Genomic DNA, 17,004 nt, shown 5'->3' on the forward strand with positions numbered 1-17,004 from the left:
GTCAACCTCCGGTAGTGGGTCCCGGTCTGCCGGATACGCAAATCGGGCAGGTCGGCTGTGGAAGCGTGATCAACGGGTCTGGACACGCGATTGCCAGCGAATTGCCAGCGCGCGGCGTTACCTTCGGCCGGCAAGATCATCAGAGGCGAGGGGGAGACGTGAAGAGCAAGAGGGTGCTGGTGTCGGGGGCGAGCATCGCCGGGCCGGCGGCCGCTTATTGGCTGAGCCGGTATGGGTTCGAGGTCACGGTGGTGGAGCGCGCTGAACGGTTGCGTGAAGGCGGGCAGGCTGTTGACTTCCGCGGGGCTGCGCACATGACCATGCTCCGGAAGATGGGGCTCCTGGAGGAGGTCGAGCGCCGGCGAACCGATGCCAGACCGCTGATCGTGCTGGGATCCGACGGGGAGGAGCAGCTGCGGCTGCCGGCCTCGTTCACCGGAGGCGAGATCGAGATCGCGCGCGGCGATCTGTCGCAACTGTTGTACGACCGGACCCGCGATCAGGCCGAATACGTCTTCGGCGACTCGATTGCCTCGCTCCACCAGGTGCACTCCGGCGTGGAGGTGACCCTCGACAGCGGCCGGACGGGGGCCTTCGACTTGGTTCTCGGGGCGGACGGCCTGCACTCCAATGTGCGGCGGCTGGTCTGGGGCGCGGAGGAGCAGTTCGTAAAGCAGTCGGGCTACTACGTGTCGCTGTTCGCGACCGCCGACCGCGTCGGGCTCGGCGCGCAGTCGGTGCTGTACAGCGAACCCCGACGGGGCATGCTCGTCTACGGCACGACAGAAGGCCAGCTCAACGTCATGTGCGTCTTCGCGTCCGACGCCCTGGACTATCACCGGCATGACATCGCCACACAGAAGGAACTTGTGGCAAAGGCGTTCGCCGGTATGGGCTGGAGGGCATCGGGGCTCATGCCGGGGCTTGCCGACGCCGACCAGTTCTATTTCGACGCCATCGGCATGGTGCAGATGCCCGAGTACGTCAAGGCCCGGGTGGCGCTGCTCGGCGACGCCGGCTACGGGGCGACCACCGGCGGGATGGGCGCGGGCATGGCGATGGTCGCCGCTTACGTGCTCGTCGGCGAGCTGGCCGAAGTCGACGGCCACTACCGGGGCGCGTACGCCGCATACCAGACCCAGATCCGCGGCTACGCCAAGGCGTGCCAGCGGGTCGCGGCCGGCGCCGGGCCATTCTTCGCCCCGGCCACCGCGAAGAAGCTCAAGCGGCGCGGCACCACGTACAAGCTCCTGACGACCGGCCCCATGGGCCGACTGCTGAACCGGATGACCACGAGCGCCGCGAATCACATCAAGCTCAAGGACTACACCGCCTGAGCGTGATCCGAGGCGGGCCGCTCGGAGGGGAGCGGCCCACCCACCGGCCGGGGCAACCTTCGCGGAGCAAACCGTCTGCGGCACGACGTCGATGCGGGCACAGTTCCTGGCTAAGTACGAATGCCCATGACAACAGTGCCCGACCTGGCGATGCTGGCTGCCGTGACGAAGCCGCATACACTGACCCAGCATTCGGCAGAACGCCGGATCGCGACACTGCTGCTGGTCGCTGTGATCGAGGTAGCGGTCGGCTGTGCGGCCGCCCTGCTGGCAATCCTCGGTTCGCTGGGTCTGGCACTTGTCGGGCCACACACGCACACGAATCTCGGCGGCGTCGTGCTGGTCGTCTTCGCCTGTGGCGTCGTTCCGGTGGCGGGTGTGACCGCCGCGTTGCTCTTGCTGGTCCGGTGGGCGAGGACTGGGCGTCTGGAACTTGTGTTCCTGCAGGTGACGGTCCTCACGCTCGCGATAGGCCCGGTTCTCCACTTCGTCGGCAGGCTTGCCTCCCGCTGGCACTATCTGTGATCACGCCCGATCGCGTTTGACTGATCAACCCGCCGGGCTGAAGGATGATTCTCTGACCAGGGGGCATCCGTGCGCGTTGTACTACTGGGCCCGGTATCGGCCACCAAGGATGACGGCTCCCCCATCCCGCTCGGCGGCCCGCAGATCAGGACCTTGTTGGCGCTGTTGGCCCTGGAGGCGGGCCGGGCCGTCTCGGCGGAGCGGCTCATCGACGGGATCTGGGTTGAGCGTCCGCCGGCCCACGCGGCCAACGCCCTTCAGACCGTGGTGAAACGCCTTCGTGCCGCCTTGGCGCCGGAGAAGGTGGTCGAACTGCGGCCGTCGGGCTATGTGCTGGTCGTCGACCCGGATCGCGTGGACGCCCACCGTTTCGACCGCCTGGTCGACGAGGCATACCGCGCGTCCTCAGCCGGGGACTGGTCCGCGGCCGCCGCCGGGCTCGAAGCGGCTCTCGGGCTCTGGGCCGGCCGCGCCGTGGCCGGCCTGGCCGACGTGCCAGAGCTCCGGGCGGCCGCAGTGCGCTGGGAGGAAGGGCGGCTGGCAGCCGTCGAGGCCCGTGCCGACGCGTATGCCGCACTCGGGCGGGCGACGGAGCTGGTTCGGGACCTGCTGGCCGAGGTATCGGCGCATCCTCTGCGCGAGCCGCTGGTGGCACGGGCGATGACCGCCCTGGCTGCGGCCGGGCGGCGTCCCGAGGCACTTGCCCTGTTCCGGAACACCCGGGCCCGGCTCGCCGAGGAGCTGGGCATCGATCCGAGCGACCGGACGCTCCAGGTGTACACCGAGATCCTTCAGGAACCGATGGCGGCGGATTCGCCGCAACGGACCGTAGCGACCGCCGTAGCGACCGGCTTGCCCCACCGGCTGACCAGCTTCGTCGGCCGGGAGGCGGAACTCGCCGGGCTGGGATCGCTGCTCACCACCGCCAGGTTGGTCACCTTGACGGGGCCGGGAGGATCTGGGAAGTCACGGCTGGCGATGGAGACCGCCGCTCTGACGGCCGACCGCTTCCGCGACGGATGTCGCCTGGTGGAACTCGCCGCCGTCGCGCAACCCGAACTCGTCGGCTATGCGGTATCGGCCGCCCTCGGCATCGTGGATGATGCACGCTCGAACAGGACCGAGGCCGATCGCCTACCGCGCCTCCTCCACGCGCTCACCGGCCGCGCAATGCTCCTGATCATCGACAACTGCGAGCATCTGCTGTCCGGCGTCGCGCCGCTGGTCGCCGAGATCCTGCAACGCTGCCCGGGCATCCGCGTCCTGGCCACCAGCCGGGAGCCGCTCGGTGTGCCGGGCGACGTGCTGTACCCGGTGCCCGGACTGGCGCTGCCCGAGCCCGGAGCGGGTGTCGCCGAGGCATCGGCGTCGCCGGCGGTGCGGCTCTTCATCGATCGCGTCAGGGCGGTGCTCCCGGGCTTCGAGCTGGAACCCGGCAACTGCGCGGCGGTCAGCTCGATCTGCCGCCGCCTGGACGGGTTGCCCCTGGCGCTGGAGCTGGCCGCCGTTCGGATGCGAGCGCTGTCGCCGGATGTGCTGGCCGCGGGGCTCGACGACCGATTCCGACTGCTCACCTCCGGTAGCAGAACCGCTCTGCCGCGACACCAGACCCTCCGTGCGGTGGTCGCCTGGAGCTGGGACCAGCTGACCGCTGCCGAGCGCGAGATGGCACGCCGGTTCGCGGTGTTCGCCAGGGGTGCCACCGCCGAGGGTGTCAGGCACGTGTGCGACGGCGACGTGTTGGCGACGCTCGCGTCCCTGGTGGAGAAGTCGCTGGTCGAAATGGCCGACGGCCGCTACCGGATGCTGGAGACGATCCGCGCGTTCGCCGACGAGGAACTGACGGCGGCCGGTGAAGGCGCGGAGGTCCGGCGCAGGCACCTCGACTACTACGCAGCGATGGTCGAGCAAGCCGAGCCGGCGCTGCACACCGCCGCCCAAGCCGAGTGGATCCTGCGGCTCGACGCCGAGCACGACAACTGCACCCACGCGCTGACCTGGGCATTGGAGTCCGGCGACGCCGAAAGCGCACTCCGGCTGTTCGGCAGCTGGGTCTGGTATCTCCTCCAGCGAGGCCACCACGCGGAGCTTGCGAGCTGGCGTCGCAGAGTATTGGCAGCCGCGCCCGACGGCCCGCCGCCCGGTCTCACATCGGCATACCTGGCGTGCGCTTACGCTGCGGACGTCCAGGAGTACCTGGACCCCCAGGAGTGGGCCGAGGTGATGGACCGGTCCGGCACATTCACAGGACTCTACCGACAAGCGCTCCTCGAGGAACGGCCGCCGCATCCCCTGTTCACATTGATCACGGCGTTGCGCGAGTACGAGCAGGGCGCCGTCGAGCCGTTCAGCCACGGTCTCTCGTTCCCCGATCCCTGGCTGGAAGCCCATGCCTTCCTCCTGCGCGGTGGTGCGTTGCTCAACGAAGGCCGATACGACCAGTGCGCGGCCGACCTGGAGGCGGCGGTCACGAGATTCAGGCGCATCGGCGACAAGCGCGGTCTGAGCCGGGCCCTGTTGGCCCTCGCAACGGCGCTGGTGCGGACGGACCGCACGGCCGATGCAGCGCCGCTGATCGCCGAAGCCGCCGAGCCGATCCCCCCATGGGCCGGGGCGGATGAGGCCGTCGCCATCTTCGCCTGGATCGCGCACCTGCACTACTGGAGCGGCAACAGCGATGGCGCCGCCGAGGCACTCGCCCGCGCCCGGTCGCATGTATCACCCGGCCTGCCGCCGGCGGTGCTGGCCGGACTGCAGATCGCTGAGGCCGACGTCGTCCGGCTCCAGGGCGACCCGGTCTCCAGCATCCCGCTGTATGAGGAAGCGTTGCGGGTCGGTGCGGAGGCCGGAGAAGCCGACGACAAGCCCTCCGCCCCGGGTATCTACCCGGCGATCGCCCACGGCATGGTACGCAGGCCCGCGAACGTGCCACGGCCGACGCGTCCGCGTGTGGTCAGGTCCGTCGGCGAGGCCTGGGGACAGCTGTCCTACACCTTCGCGCTGATCCAGGTGGGAGGGCTGGCGGAGGCGGAGGCCCAGTTGGCGATAACCGTGGAGCAGCTGCGCGACGTGTGGAACCTGCCATTGCTGATGAGCGCGGGCGTCGCCCGCGCCGCGCTGAGCCTGGCCGTCGGCGACGCCGAGCACGCGGCAACGATCCTTGGCGCCGTTGGCGCGCTGCACTCCGCGCCCGGTCGCGGCGGCCCCGACACGATCCGAGTCAGCGACGAGGTGCGGGCTGCACTGGGCGAAGCCGGGTTCCAGCGTGCCGCGCTGATCGGCCACTCGATGAGCGCCGACGAGTTCGTCGCTGCGCTCGCCACGGGACCACGGGTTGGCCGTGGAGGAGCGGTGTCGGCGTTGCAGGACGACGGCACGCCGATCCCGTTCGGTGGCCCGCGGGTCAAGAACTCGCTGGCGGGGTCCTGACCGAATGCCCGAAGAATCGGACCGGCTGTCCGCCCGGTGGCCGCTCGCACCATCCGGTACGACCAACTGGCTGCTGGAGCTGTGCGGTGACGGCGTCACGGGGTTCATGCCGCCTGCGAACCTCACGCGGCCTGGGTACTCAATGCCATGTATGAGCACGAGCGTGGGGCCACCTGGATGTCGTGGCACGAGTATCACCAGGCGCGTCTGACAGATAGCAGCATTCCGTCCCATATTGCTGGGATCGACTTCGAAGCCGGGAGCATCGCCACGAGAGGCGGCGTGGGTCGCGCCGAGCACCCTGGCCGCGGCTGGCGGCGGCTGCCTGTCGACTGTCACGTACGTGATCGTTCACACGGCTGCCCTGGGCGGAACTCGCCCGGCGAACCGGCGACCCCGTCGTGCCCGACGGGCTGCTGCCCTCCTTCCACTGGTTCCCGTCGGCCGGGAAGGACGGCAGCTGGCCACTCGACATCTCTCCGCCTGCTGAGGGAAGCCTGGACCGTGAGACCTGGAACCGACTGATAGGCATCCTCGCCGAGCCAGTTCCGCAGGTTCGGACACTCCATGCCTGGCCTACTACAACCCGCTGATCCTCGGGGCCAACGACTTCTACAACCTCCATGTTCGTGCGGGTCACCTCGCCGATGCCGAGATCCTGTACGACAACGCCACGGTCGGCTTCAGCCGGTCCAACCTCTGGGCCGAAGACCGGTCCTGGGGCCTGTGCACCGACTACGACCTGTGGGCCACCAAAGTCGCCGAGCCCCGAGCGCTCATAGAAGCGCTGCTGAACGACGCCGAGATCGAGGCAGTACGACTACCCTCGGCACTTTGACGGACGCCATGCCCGTTGCTTCGGGTCTCAACGACTCTCAGCATTCCGGGCGTTTCTGCCCGGAAGGTTCGTGACGGTGTCACCAGATTGCGAGTTGCTCGCGCCTGGTGTCCCGTCGACGATCTCTCGTTTCCGTCCCCTGAGGGGGTGTTGCGCCAGCCGCCCGCGTCCTCTGGGCGGTAATCGCTCCTGGGCCGGTGCGCTGACTGCGATTTGCGTCCGCCAAGGCCGCAGACCTCCGAGCCCTCGTCGAAGAGCTGCTGAAAATCGAGGCGGTGACACGCTGATCCGGGATGCACGCAACGTCTCGGGCTCGATCCCCAGGCACCGATCACCGCATGAGGACGGCGCTGGCAACTCTTGTCAGGGAATTGCCAGCACCCGGTGCGACCTTGGCAGGGAGATCGCCGAGAGCGTCGCCTGATGACACGGCGACGCTCAATGTCGACCGACATGCCTGTCGTCCATAGCCGACTCAAGATCGAGCCCACCCGATGAGCTCACGAACCCCAAGGCTTGAAATGAACACTGCGGACGCACTTCCCCTCGCCGGTCGCACAGCGATCGTCACCGGCGCCGCCAGCGGAATGGGAGCCGCCACTGCGCGGCTGCTGGCCGCCCGAGGCGCCCGGGTCGCACTGCTGGCCCGCCGTGCCGAGCGCCTCGTCGACCTCGCCGATGAGATCGAGAAGGACGGTGGAGTCGCACTCGCTGTGCCGACCGATGTGACCAGCACGGAGTCGGTCGCTGCGGCCGCGGCGCTGATCCGGGACGATTTCGGCCCGGTGGACCTGGTGGTGAACGCCGCCGGCACGATGTTGCCCAACCCGATCGATGACGGCCGTGCGGACGAATGGACCCGCATGATCGACACCAACGTCACCGGTGTCCTGCGCCTGACCAAGGAATTCACCCCTGACCTGCTGGCCGCCGCGGACGCGGGGCGGGCTGCGGACCTGGTGAACATCTCCTCGATCGGCGCCCACGTGACCTTCCCCAACTACGCCGTCTACGGCGCGACCAAGGCCGCGCTCACCCAGCTGTCGGCGAACCTGCGCACCGAGTTCGGGCCCAGGAACGTCCGGGTGACCAACATCGAACCCGGACTGACGGACACCGAACTGGGCAGCCACATCGACAACGCCGAACTGTCCGGCCAGCTCGACCAGATGTTCGACCTCATCGGCCCGCTGACCGCCGAGGAGATCGCGGAAGTGGTCGCCTTCGCCGTCGCCCAGCCCAGGCACGTCAACCTACGCCAGATCATCGTGTTGCCAACCCGTCAAGCCTGAATGAACGACCTCTTACGTCGAACAGGACGAGAACGTTGAACAAGCCCGAGCAAAGCCCGGCAGAAGACCGGCTGGCGGTCATCGAGGTGTGCACGCGGATGGCGTGGCACACCGATCGCCGCGAATGGACGGAGCTCCGCGGGGTCTTCGCGGAGAAAGTGAGGCTCGACTACACGAGCCTGAACGGTGGCGGGGCCGTCGAGCTGACCCCCGACCAGATCGTCGGCGGCTGGTCGGAGCTGCTGGGGGCGCTGGACGCGACCCAGCATCTGACCACCAACCATCTCGTCACGGTGGACGGGGACGCCGCCGTGTGCACGGCGTCGTTCCAGGCGACGCATCTGCTGGCGAACCCGTTCGGCGCGCCGTTGTGGACCCTCGGCGGGACCTACCGCTTCGACCTGGTACGCCGCAACGGACCGTGGCTGATCGCCGGTGTGGTCATGACCGCGGTCTGGGCTGACGGGAACAAGGACCTGCTGACACTGGCAGCGGCGGCTCCGCAGTAACGAACAACCCGCTAGGAGTACCGATGAACGTCCACGTCGAGACCGTTGAGTTCGACAGCGAGGGCGCGAGGCTGCGCGGCAAGCTCTTCCTGCCCGACAGCGACGCCGGGCCACTGCCGGGCGTCGTGGTGGCCGGCACCTGGACCAGCGTCAAGGAGCAGATGGCCGACCGCTACGCTCGCCGGCTGGCCGAGCACGGCCTCGCAGCCCTGTCTTTCGACTTCACCGGCTACGGGGAATCCGAAGGCGAGCCACGCGAGACCGAGATACCCGAGAAGAAGATCGCCGACATCCGCAGTGCGCTGACCTTCCTGGTCGGCCATGGATCGGTGGACCGCGAGCGGATCGGAGCGCTCGGGATCTGCGCCGCCGCCATGTACATGAGCGCGAGCGCCGCCGCCGACTCGCGGATCCGTTCGCTCGCACTCGTCGCACCGTGGCTGCATGATGCGGCAATCTGTGCCGAGGTGTACGGCGGCGAGGCGGGCGTCCAGGAGAAACTGGCCATCGGGCGTGAGGCGCGGGAGATCTACGAACGAACCGGGCAAGTCGAGTACGTGCCTGTGGTCAGCAGCACCGACCCGCGGGCTGCGATGCCGTTCGACATCGACTTCTACCTCAACCCCCAGCGAGGCGGCATCCCCGAGTGGGGCAACCGGTTCGCGCTCATGGCCTGGCCCAGCTGGTTGACTTTCGACTCCGTCGCGCTCGCGCCGAAGATCGAGGTTCCGACGCTGCTGGTGCACAGCGAGGACGCAGCCATCCCCGACGGGGCGCGTCGATTCCATGCCGGGCTGACCGGCCCGCGGCAGTTTGTGTGGACGACCGGCACGCAGTTCGACATCTACGACCAGGAGCCGAACGTGACGTTCGCCGTGAAAGCCGCCGCGGCGCATCTTCTCAAAACTTTGTGACAGCGCTCCGTGGCCCCCCGGCGGCGCCCCTCCGGCGCCGCCGCTTCCAGAACATCTCTAGGGAACCATGATGATCCTTGTGACAGGAGCTTCCGGACACGTCGGAAGCGAGTTGGTAAAACTGCTCGCCAATGGGAAACGGCCGGTGCGAGCACTTATTCGCGATGTCGAAACGATCCGGTCGAGCCGGGGTGTCGAATACGTGAGCGGCGATCTGAACCGCCCGGAGACGCTGGCCGGCGTGTTCGCCGGAGTCGAAGCGCTGTTCCTGCTGGGCGGATTCGCCGACATGCCCGGCGTGCTGGCCCAAGCCCGGAAAGCGGGGGTGGCCCACGTCGTCCTGCTGTCCTCGCGCTCGGTGGTCGGCGGCAAGCCCGACAACGCCGTTGTCCGGATGCACAGGACGTCCGAGGCGGCGGTCCATGAATCCGGCCTGGGCTGGACCGTGTTGCGGCCCAGCGGCTTCATGTCCAATACCCTGCAGTGGCGGGCACAACTGCAGGCCGGTGACGTCGTGCGCGTGCCTTTCGCCGATGTTCCGATCGCCGCCATCGATCCGCGCGACATCGCCGCCGTCGCGGCAGCGGTGCTGGGCCGGCAGGCACACTACGGTCTCAGCCATGCGCTCAGCGGCCCTGTGGCTCTGCGCCCCGCCGACCAGTTGGCGATCCTGGCCCAGGTCCTGCGCCGGCCGTTGCGTCTGGAGGCCCAGCCCGACGACGAAGCGAGAACCGAGATGAGTCGGACCACACCATCGGAGTTCGTCGACGCCTTCTTCCGGTTCTTCGTCGAGGGCGAGTTCGACGACACGCCGATCCTGCCAACCGTGGAAGACCTCACCGGCCGCCCGCCCCGCAGCTTCGCCGAATGGGCCACAGTCCACGCAGCCGCCTTCAGCTGAGGGGCAGCCGCCTTCAGCCGAGGGCCGACATGCGATGGCGGCGGCCTGGCGCCGTCTGCGGAATCCCAGGTCTCGAGTCCTGAGCGCTAGGAGATCACAATGCCCATAAACAACTCATGGCCGCCGGTGGCTTTCGCCGGCCACAGCGACTTCATCGCCGCGCGTGCCACCGGCATGACCAGCGAGGACGTCGACCTGCGGTGGCAAGCGTTCTTGAGGCGCTTCGATCTTGAACATACTTTCCGTTTCGTAAAGCGGACGCTCGGCTGGACCCGTCCCAGGCTCCGTACTCCCGAGGCCGCGGACCGGTGGACGTGGCTCGTGATCGCGGCGCATACCCAGCTCCGGCTCACCCGCGAGGCCGCCGCCGATCTCCGCCGCCCCTGGGAGAAGCGGGCCGAGCCCGCCCGGCTCACCCCGGCCGGCGTCCGCCGGGGGTTCAGGAACCTCCGCCCTCACCTGCACAGTCCGGCCCGTGCACCCAAACCCTCAACCCCCGGCCCAGGACGCCCACTTGGCTCGAAGAACCAGCGAACCGCCACCCGTTACGACGTGGGCAAATCGACCAGACGCCCTGAAAGCATCGCTGAACGTAATCAACTCAAAGCTCACAAACCATGAAAAACAAGCTTAGGCGTGAACGGCCCGAGCCCCTATGGGAATGGGCCGTTGCCCGCATGTTACTGCGTGGTTGCCGATCTCCGAGAAGCTCGATGCGTCAGGGGCCGGCCAGCCGCGTGGGGTCACCTCACCGCGCACCACCTTGACACCAACCATCGGCGATATGGCTGAACGTCCAGTCAGGTCATCATTCTCGAACTGCAGTTGGGGGAATCTTGAACGCTCGAATCAGGTGTGCCGCACGGGTCACCATCGGTCTGGCGGCCGCCGCGCTGGTACTGCCGTCGGCCTCAGCAGACGCAGTCAGCAACCCGCCGGGCAGCGGGGGTGCCGACTACGGCAACTCCCTCAGCAAGGGGGACACCCTCTACGCGGACAGCTACATCTGGCAAATAGAGGCCTACAACGGCCACTACATGAAGCTGGTCATGCAGTCCGACGGGAACCTCGTGGAGTACGCCTCGGACGACGACTCGGGCACCCTCCCCTGGCGGGTGTGCTGGGCGTCCGGCACCTACGGCTCCGGGGCGGATCACGCCACATACCAGCAGGACGGGAACTTCGTCGTCTACACCCCCGACAACACCCCCGTGTGGGCGAGCAACACCCAGTGGAAGCCCGGATCGACCGTCAACATCAACCCGTTCGGCAAGGTGTACGTCGGCACCACGCCCCTCACCGACGTGTGCGTCTGAACGACACCGTGAAGCCGCTCAGCCACATGTGATGGGGAGGCCCCCGGACGGCGGCTGAGCGGCAGCCGTCCGGGGGCCTCCCAATCCAAGCAAGCGGAACACCTAGGCGTGCCGGACGGCACGCCTACCCACCTTCGGAAGGACACTCATGCGCACAACGCGTATAGCCAAGATCGTCGGAGTGGCCGCGCTGGCCGCCGCAGCGGTACTTCCGCCGGGCACGGCGCACGCGAGCAGCAGCCCGCCGGGCAGCGGGGGTGCCGACTACGGCGAGTCCCTCGGTAAAGGGGACACCCTCTACGCGGACAGTTACATCGGGCGTACGGTCACCGTCAACAGCGGCAACTACGTTTTCTTGGAAATGCAGTCGGACGGGAACCTGGTGGAGTACCTCTCGTCTGACGCCATGGGAGGCGGCCCCTGGCGGGTGTGCTGGGCGTCCGGCACGGCTGGCTCCGGGGCGGATCACGCCATCTACCAGCAGGACGGGAACTTCGTCGTCTACACCCCCGACAACACCCCCGTGTGGGCGAGCAACACCCAGTGGAAAGCCGGATCGACCGTCGACATCAATGGGTGGGGCGTGGTGTACGTCGGCACCACGCCGATCAACAACCAGTGCTCCTGAATGACACCGTGAAGCTGCTCAGCGGAGCCCCAAAGGGATGGGGAAACCCCCGGGACGGCGGCTGCGCGGTAGCCGTCCAGGGTCTCCCCCTTCCGGGGAAGCAGAACGTCTCGGCGTGTCGTCCGGCACGCCTACATTCGCCCATCACCTTCAGGGGGACACCCATGCGCCCAACCAACATAACCAAGATCGCCGGTGTGGCCGCAGCCATCGCGGCGCTGATGTTCGCAATCAACAGCGGCGCCTCGGCCGCCGCAGGGGACTCCTACCTCAACCGGGGGGACTCCCTGCTCCGGCCACTGGACATCCACCGTCTCGACAGCAGCGGCCACCTGATGTTCTTGAAGATGCAGTGGGACGGCAACCTGGTGGAGTACATCGCATCCGACAGCCAAGACAGCGGTCCCTGGAAGGCGTGCTGGGCGTCCGGCACCTACGGCTCCGGCGGGACTCACGCCGACTACCAGTACGACGGGAACTTCGTCGTCTACACCGACTCAGGAACTCCCGTGTGGGCCAGCAACACCCAGTGGGGCAGCGGATCGAGCGTCGACATCAACTCGCAGGGCGTGATCTACGTCGGCACCACGCCGATCTCCGGCTCCTGCCAGTGGTGATGACCTCGATCCCAGGTGAGAGCCGGCACTCTCGTCGCTGAGCATCACCCGCTCTCGTACTCGCCGACAACGCTGCACGCACGGCGCCACCCTTCCCCCATTCCATTTCAACCGACGCCCTGGGGCCGCCACGGCCCAAGGGGTCTACGAGGGAGTCATCATGATTGTCCGCAAGCGTCTCACCGCTGTTCTTGCCGTCGCCGCCATGTGCGGGGCCGCGCTTACTGCCGCAACCGGTACCGCGAATGCCGCCACCGGCGCCTCCTACATTAGTGAGTGGCAGAACGGATTCCAGGTCTACTGTGTGCAGGTTGGCATCAACTGGGCCAGCTGGAGCAGCGCTTACGTATCCAACGTCGACGGCTCGTTCGGACCCGACACTCTCGCGCAGGTGAAGCAGTTCCAGCATGACTCCGGCCTTTACCCGGACGGCGTGGTTGGGCAGGACACCGGCGACAAGCTCTGGCAAGCACTGCAGGTTGCGATCTCCACGAACGGCAACATCACCACCAAGTACGGAGTCCCCCTGGGCAACTGCTACGAGGTGCTTCCCACCCACAGCTGACGTGTCCCAGCCGCCGGAGCTCACCCTGACCTGCGCTGGCGCTGACCGGCCACAAGGTCGGCGATGCCCGCCTCGGGCGGCCGGCTGCGCGATGGTGAACGTGCTGAGCTGGAGCGGCTGCGTCGGGAGATGAGCGAGAAGAACAAGCGCATCCGCGAGCTGGAGATGGAACGTGATGTCTTCAAACGCTGCATGGCCTCCGGACGTCGTGCTGCTGCACATCGGCATCAACGATCTCAACGACAACCTCTCTGCCGGGGCCGGCGACCGGGCGACGGCGCTCGTCAACCGGATCTTCGCCGACCGGCCGGGGGTCACCGTCATCATGCAGGGCCTCCTCCCGAACACACCCGGCTGGCCGGCGCAGAGCGATATGTCGGGCGAGATCACCACGTACAACAACAAGCTCCGACAGTTGCAGGCGAGCGAACAGCAAGCCGGCAACCGCTTCAGCTTCGTCGAGGGGCCCGCGCTGACCAGTGCGCAGATGAACGACGGGCTGCACCCGAACGACAGCGGTTACGCGCTGATGGCGCAGAACTTCTCCACCGCACTGGACCAGGCCTACACCGATCACTGGTTCACTGGCGGCCCTGCGTCCACGAGCTGGCCGACGCCGCCGGACACGGTGCGCCTGGTGAACCGCACGCCTGACGGTGGGCTGCACAACGCTGAGGGCGACTACGCCGCCAAGCGGTGGAGCACGTGGAGCGACCTGGGGGCCACCGGGATCAAGGAGGTGACCAGCGCTGCGACCGGCTCGGTGAACCACATCTTCGCGATCGGCAGCGACAACCGGGTCTACGAGAAGGACGGCGACTACTCCACGGGCCAGTGGTCCGGCTGGTTCCAGCCCGAGAACAGCCCGACGGCCACCACGATCACCGCCTCCTCCGGGTGCGGCCAGACCGTGCACCTGGTCATCGTCGGGACCGACGGACACCTGTACAACTCCGACGGCGACTACGCGGCCGGTCACTGGAACGGCTGGACCGACCACGGTGGCGGCACCTGGAAGCGGCTCGCCAGCGCCACGACGGCCGACAACGTGAACCATATCTTCGCGCTCGACGGCAACAACCAGCTCCAGGAACTCGACGCCAACTACCGCACCGGCAACTGGAGCTCCTGGGCAACCCCGGCCAGCGGCTTCACCGGCACCGACGGCACAGCAGCCGCGAACGGCGACACCGTGCACCTCGGCGCCATCGGCACCGACGGCAACTGGTACAACGCCGAAGGGAACTTCGACGCCAGCACCTGGACCAACTGAACCAATATGGGCGGCGGCAACCTCACCCGCACCGCCAGCGCCACCGCAAACCACGTCAACCACCTCTTCGCCGTCACCAGCAGCAACCAGCTGATCGAACGCGACGGCGAATACTCCACCGGCGCTTGGACCACCTGGGTCACCCCCCAGCGGCGGCGCCTCCTCGGCTAGCGTCACCGCGTCCTTCACCAACTGAGCGGGCTCGTAACGGGCGTGATCGCGGGGCGGCGGGTGCGGGACCGCCAGCCTCCTGGAGCGCCGCTGAGTCCCTTGAATTGAGTCGACCTCAATGACAGCGGCGGACGTGTTGATCTCGTTGTCGGCCTGGTAGGTGGGGGCGTCGTAACGAAATGTCACGCTGCACCGGCATCGCGCCATGGAGCGAAAGGACCAGCAGGAAATGATTCTGGTCACGGGAGCCTCTGGCCACGTCGGCGGAGAGCTGGTCGATCAATTCGTCGAGCGGGGACGGCCGGTGCGGGCGCATGTCCGCGACCTGCGGAAGACGGCGCCGCGGCACGGGGTCGAGGTCGTGGAAGGCGATCTCAACTCGCCTGAGACACTCACCGAAGTCCTGGCTGATGTCGACGGCGTGTTCCTGTTGGGTGGATTCGAGGACATGGCCGGGGTGCTGAGCCAGGCGAAGGCCGCGGGCATGGGTCATGTCGTTGTGCTGTCGTCGAGGTCGGTGGTCGCCGGCCGTCCCGACAATGCGGTCGTAGCGATGCACCTGAACTCCGAGGCAGCGGTTGGCGGGTCCGGGCTTGGCTGGACAGTTCTACGGCCCAGCGGCTTCATGTCCAACACCTCCGGGTGGCGGTCCCAACTCCGGTCGGGTGACATCGTCCGCGCCCCCTTCGCCGGGGTGCCGATCGCCGCCATCGACCCGCACGGCATCGCAGCGGTATGCCGGGCACGGAACGAGGACAGAAGCGGGGACGTGTGAGTGTGAGAGCGAAACAGCACCTGGCGCTGGGGGCCTTGGCCCTGGGCGCGTTCGTGATCGGGACGGCCGAACTGGTGATCGTGGGGATCCTGGACCTGGTCGCCACGGATCTGCGGGTAGGGGTCGGCACCGCGGGCCTGCTGGTCACTGCGTACGCACTGGGGATCTCGCTCGGCGGGCCCCTCCTCACCATTGCGACCCTGCGATTCAGTCGGCGCCGGATGCTGCTGCTGGCCCTGGCGGCCTATGTCGCGGGCAACGCGCTGGTGATCGTGGCGACGGGCTTCGGGCTCTTCGTCCTCGCCCGGGTCGTGACCGGCTCCCTGCACGGCCTGTTCATCGGTGTCGCGTCCGTGGTGGCCGCGCGGCTGGTTCCGCCCGAGCACCGGGGGCGCGCGATGTCGATGGTCTTCGGCGGTATCGCGGTCTCCACCGTGCTGGGAGTACCGCTGGGCACCGTGATCGGCCGGGAACTGGGCTGGCAGGCTGCTTTCGTCGGCATCGTCGCGCTCGGGGTCGTGGCCTTCGTCGCGACGCTGTTTCTGGTCCCGCCGGTCGGGGAGGCAAGAGCGGCTGGCTTCAGTACCCAGGCCCGCTCGGCCTTCGCGCCGCGCGTGCTGGCCATGCTCGGTGTCGGACTGCTGCTGCTGGGCGGCCAGTTCACCGCCTTCACCTATCTCGCCACCTACCTGGAGAAGGTCACTGGCATCTCCGGGTCGATGGTGAGCGTGTTCCTGCTGGCGTACGGCATCGCTAGCGCCCTAGGTACCTTCGGCGGCGGCAGGCTCGCCGACCGGGGCCCCGATGCTGTGCTTTTGGTGGCGAACGTGACGCTGATCCTCGCCCTGGGCGTGTTGTATCTCGGTGGTTCGATACCGGTCCTCGCGGCCGTGGCGCTGGCCGTCTGGGGTCTGGTCGGGTTCGGGCTCGTGCCTTCCTTGCAGCTGCGCGTCGTAAGCCTCGCCGGGCCGGGCGCCGACCTCGCCGCCACGCTCGGAGCGTCGGCGGTGAATGCCGGGATCGCGGTGGGCGCGTTCGCCGGCGGCCGGGCGGAGGCGGGGCACGGGGCCTCCGCCACCGTCGTGACCGCCCTGGTGATCTGCGCTGCGGCGCTGCCCGCCACCTGGGCGACCCGCTACCTCACATCGCGGCCCGGTGAAGTGACGATCGATGCGGCCGGGACGGCCAGCCTCAAGGAGGTCCGATGAGCACCGGCGGCGACCCCGGACACGCAGAGTCGAAGCCCGTGCAGTCAAAGCCCGTGGACTCGAGGCACGCGGACTTCATGTCGGCTCTCGTGACCGAGCACTTCGTGCTCCAGTCGGCGGCGTCCACCACGGTCAGCGAGGCGACCGGCCGGGCCTCGCTCTACCTGTCGGCGCTGTCCAGCTCGCTGGTGGCAATGGGGTTCGCCGCGCAGTCGCCGCACATCTTCGTGCCGTTCATGGCGATCGTGCTCCCAGCGCTGCTGATCACGGGGGTCTTCACCACGGTCCGGCTCGTCGACACCGGTGTCCAGAACCTCCAGTACCTCGCGGGAATCGCCCGCATCCGCGAGTACTACCGCGGGCTGGACCCCGCCACAGCCCGCTACTTCACCCAGTGGGGACAGACCGATGGCGACGAGAGCAGCGAGGCCCTCGCCTCGCTCGCGCTCAAACGCAGCCCATTGGTGGGCCTGTTCACGACTGCGAGCATGATCGCCGCCGTCAACAGTCTCATCGCCGGTGCGAGCGCCGTACTGGCCGGCGTGCTGATCACCGGCCGCGACCACACCGCGATCCTCATCCCGCTGGGGCTTTTGCTCGCCGCACTCTGCATGACGGCCTTCTGCCGGTATCAGGACTCCCGGTATCGGGCCCTGGAACGAAAGGAATAGAGAGAAATGATTCTGGTCACGGGGGCCTCCGGCCA

General features: G+C 67.9%; 16 protein-coding genes and 1 pseudogene. All 17 read left to right on the plus strand.

Going from position 1 to position 17,004, the window contains the following annotated elements; genetic code table 11:
* The first annotated feature begins 158 nt into the window (after nucleotides 1-158).
* Nucleotides 159-1,337, plus strand: coding sequence for an FAD-dependent monooxygenase (locus tag ACH47Z_RS35985; RefSeq protein ID WP_399081372.1), 1,179 nt, complete (start codon nucleotides 159-161; stop codon nucleotides 1,335-1,337).
* 126 nt (nucleotides 1,338-1,463) lie between these two features.
* On the plus strand, nucleotides 1,464-1,862 hold the full coding sequence (locus ACH47Z_RS35990; RefSeq protein ID WP_399081374.1) for a hypothetical protein: 399 nt from the start codon (nucleotides 1,464-1,466) through the stop codon (nucleotides 1,860-1,862).
* 69 nt (nucleotides 1,863-1,931) lie between these two features.
* Nucleotides 1,932-5,291, plus strand: coding sequence for a BTAD domain-containing putative transcriptional regulator (locus tag ACH47Z_RS35995; RefSeq protein WP_399081376.1), 3,360 nt, complete (start codon nucleotides 1,932-1,934; stop codon nucleotides 5,289-5,291).
* A gap of 1,359 nt (nucleotides 5,292-6,650) precedes the next feature.
* Complete coding sequence (locus tag ACH47Z_RS36000; RefSeq protein ID WP_399081378.1) at nucleotides 6,651-7,421, plus strand: SDR family oxidoreductase; 771 nt, start codon at nucleotides 6,651-6,653, stop codon at nucleotides 7,419-7,421.
* A gap of 35 nt (nucleotides 7,422-7,456) precedes the next feature.
* Nucleotides 7,457-7,930 (plus strand): nuclear transport factor 2 family protein, encoded by a 474-nt coding sequence (locus ACH47Z_RS36005; RefSeq protein ID WP_399081379.1) that lies wholly within the window; start codon nucleotides 7,457-7,459, stop codon nucleotides 7,928-7,930.
* Between the two features lie 23 nt (nucleotides 7,931-7,953).
* Nucleotides 7,954-8,844: an alpha/beta hydrolase gene (locus tag ACH47Z_RS36010; RefSeq protein ID WP_399081381.1), complete on the plus strand. Its 891-nt coding sequence runs from the start codon at nucleotides 7,954-7,956 to the stop codon at nucleotides 8,842-8,844.
* 67 nt (nucleotides 8,845-8,911) lie between these two features.
* On the plus strand, nucleotides 8,912-9,745 hold the full coding sequence (locus tag ACH47Z_RS36015; RefSeq protein WP_399081383.1) for an NAD(P)H-binding protein: 834 nt from the start codon (nucleotides 8,912-8,914) through the stop codon (nucleotides 9,743-9,745).
* A gap of 168 nt (nucleotides 9,746-9,913) precedes the next feature.
* Nucleotides 9,914-10,366: pseudogene (locus ACH47Z_RS36020) on the plus strand (transposase); the annotation flags it as partial.
* Nucleotides 10,367-10,581: 215 nt separating this feature from the next.
* The gene (locus ACH47Z_RS36025) at nucleotides 10,582-11,061 is read left to right on the plus strand and encodes a hypothetical protein (RefSeq protein WP_399081385.1); all 480 of its coding nucleotides are present in this window, start codon (nucleotides 10,582-10,584) and stop codon (nucleotides 11,059-11,061) included.
* A 148-nt stretch (nucleotides 11,062-11,209) separates the two neighbouring features.
* Nucleotides 11,210-11,689 carry a hypothetical protein gene (locus tag ACH47Z_RS36030; RefSeq protein ID WP_399081387.1) on the plus strand — a complete coding sequence of 160 codons (480 nt, stop codon included), beginning with the start codon at nucleotides 11,210-11,212 and terminating at the stop codon, nucleotides 11,687-11,689.
* A gap of 164 nt (nucleotides 11,690-11,853) precedes the next feature.
* Nucleotides 11,854-12,306 (plus strand): hypothetical protein, encoded by a 453-nt coding sequence (locus ACH47Z_RS36035; RefSeq protein WP_399081389.1) that lies wholly within the window; start codon nucleotides 11,854-11,856, stop codon nucleotides 12,304-12,306.
* A gap of 160 nt (nucleotides 12,307-12,466) precedes the next feature.
* Nucleotides 12,467-12,871, plus strand: coding sequence for a peptidoglycan-binding protein (locus ACH47Z_RS36040; RefSeq protein ID WP_399081391.1), 405 nt, complete (start codon nucleotides 12,467-12,469; stop codon nucleotides 12,869-12,871).
* Between the two features lie 175 nt (nucleotides 12,872-13,046).
* A complete protein-coding gene (locus ACH47Z_RS36045; protein ID WP_399081393.1) occupies nucleotides 13,047-14,144 on the plus strand; it encodes a GDSL-type esterase/lipase family protein in 1,098 nt (365 codons plus the stop codon).
* 6 nt (nucleotides 14,145-14,150) lie between these two features.
* Complete coding sequence (locus ACH47Z_RS36050) at nucleotides 14,151-14,315, plus strand: hypothetical protein (RefSeq protein WP_399081395.1); 165 nt, start codon at nucleotides 14,151-14,153, stop codon at nucleotides 14,313-14,315.
* 229 nt (nucleotides 14,316-14,544) lie between these two features.
* Nucleotides 14,545-15,090 carry an SDR family oxidoreductase gene (locus ACH47Z_RS36055; RefSeq protein ID WP_399081397.1) on the plus strand — a complete coding sequence of 182 codons (546 nt, stop codon included), beginning with the start codon at nucleotides 14,545-14,547 and terminating at the stop codon, nucleotides 15,088-15,090.
* A gap of 2 nt (nucleotides 15,091-15,092) precedes the next feature.
* Nucleotides 15,093-16,298 (plus strand): MFS transporter, encoded by a 1,206-nt coding sequence (locus tag ACH47Z_RS36060; RefSeq protein ID WP_399081399.1) that lies wholly within the window; start codon nucleotides 15,093-15,095, stop codon nucleotides 16,296-16,298.
* Complete coding sequence (locus ACH47Z_RS36065) at nucleotides 16,295-16,969, plus strand: hypothetical protein (RefSeq protein ID WP_399081401.1); 675 nt, start codon at nucleotides 16,295-16,297, stop codon at nucleotides 16,967-16,969. The genes ACH47Z_RS36060 and ACH47Z_RS36065 overlap by 4 nt, the downstream gene beginning before the upstream one ends.
* Nucleotides 16,970-17,004: the final 35 nt, after the last annotated feature.

The organism is Streptomyces sp. NPDC020192, from assembly GCF_044388685.1.
GTDB lineage: Bacteria > Actinomycetota > Actinomycetes > Streptomycetales > Streptomycetaceae > Streptomyces.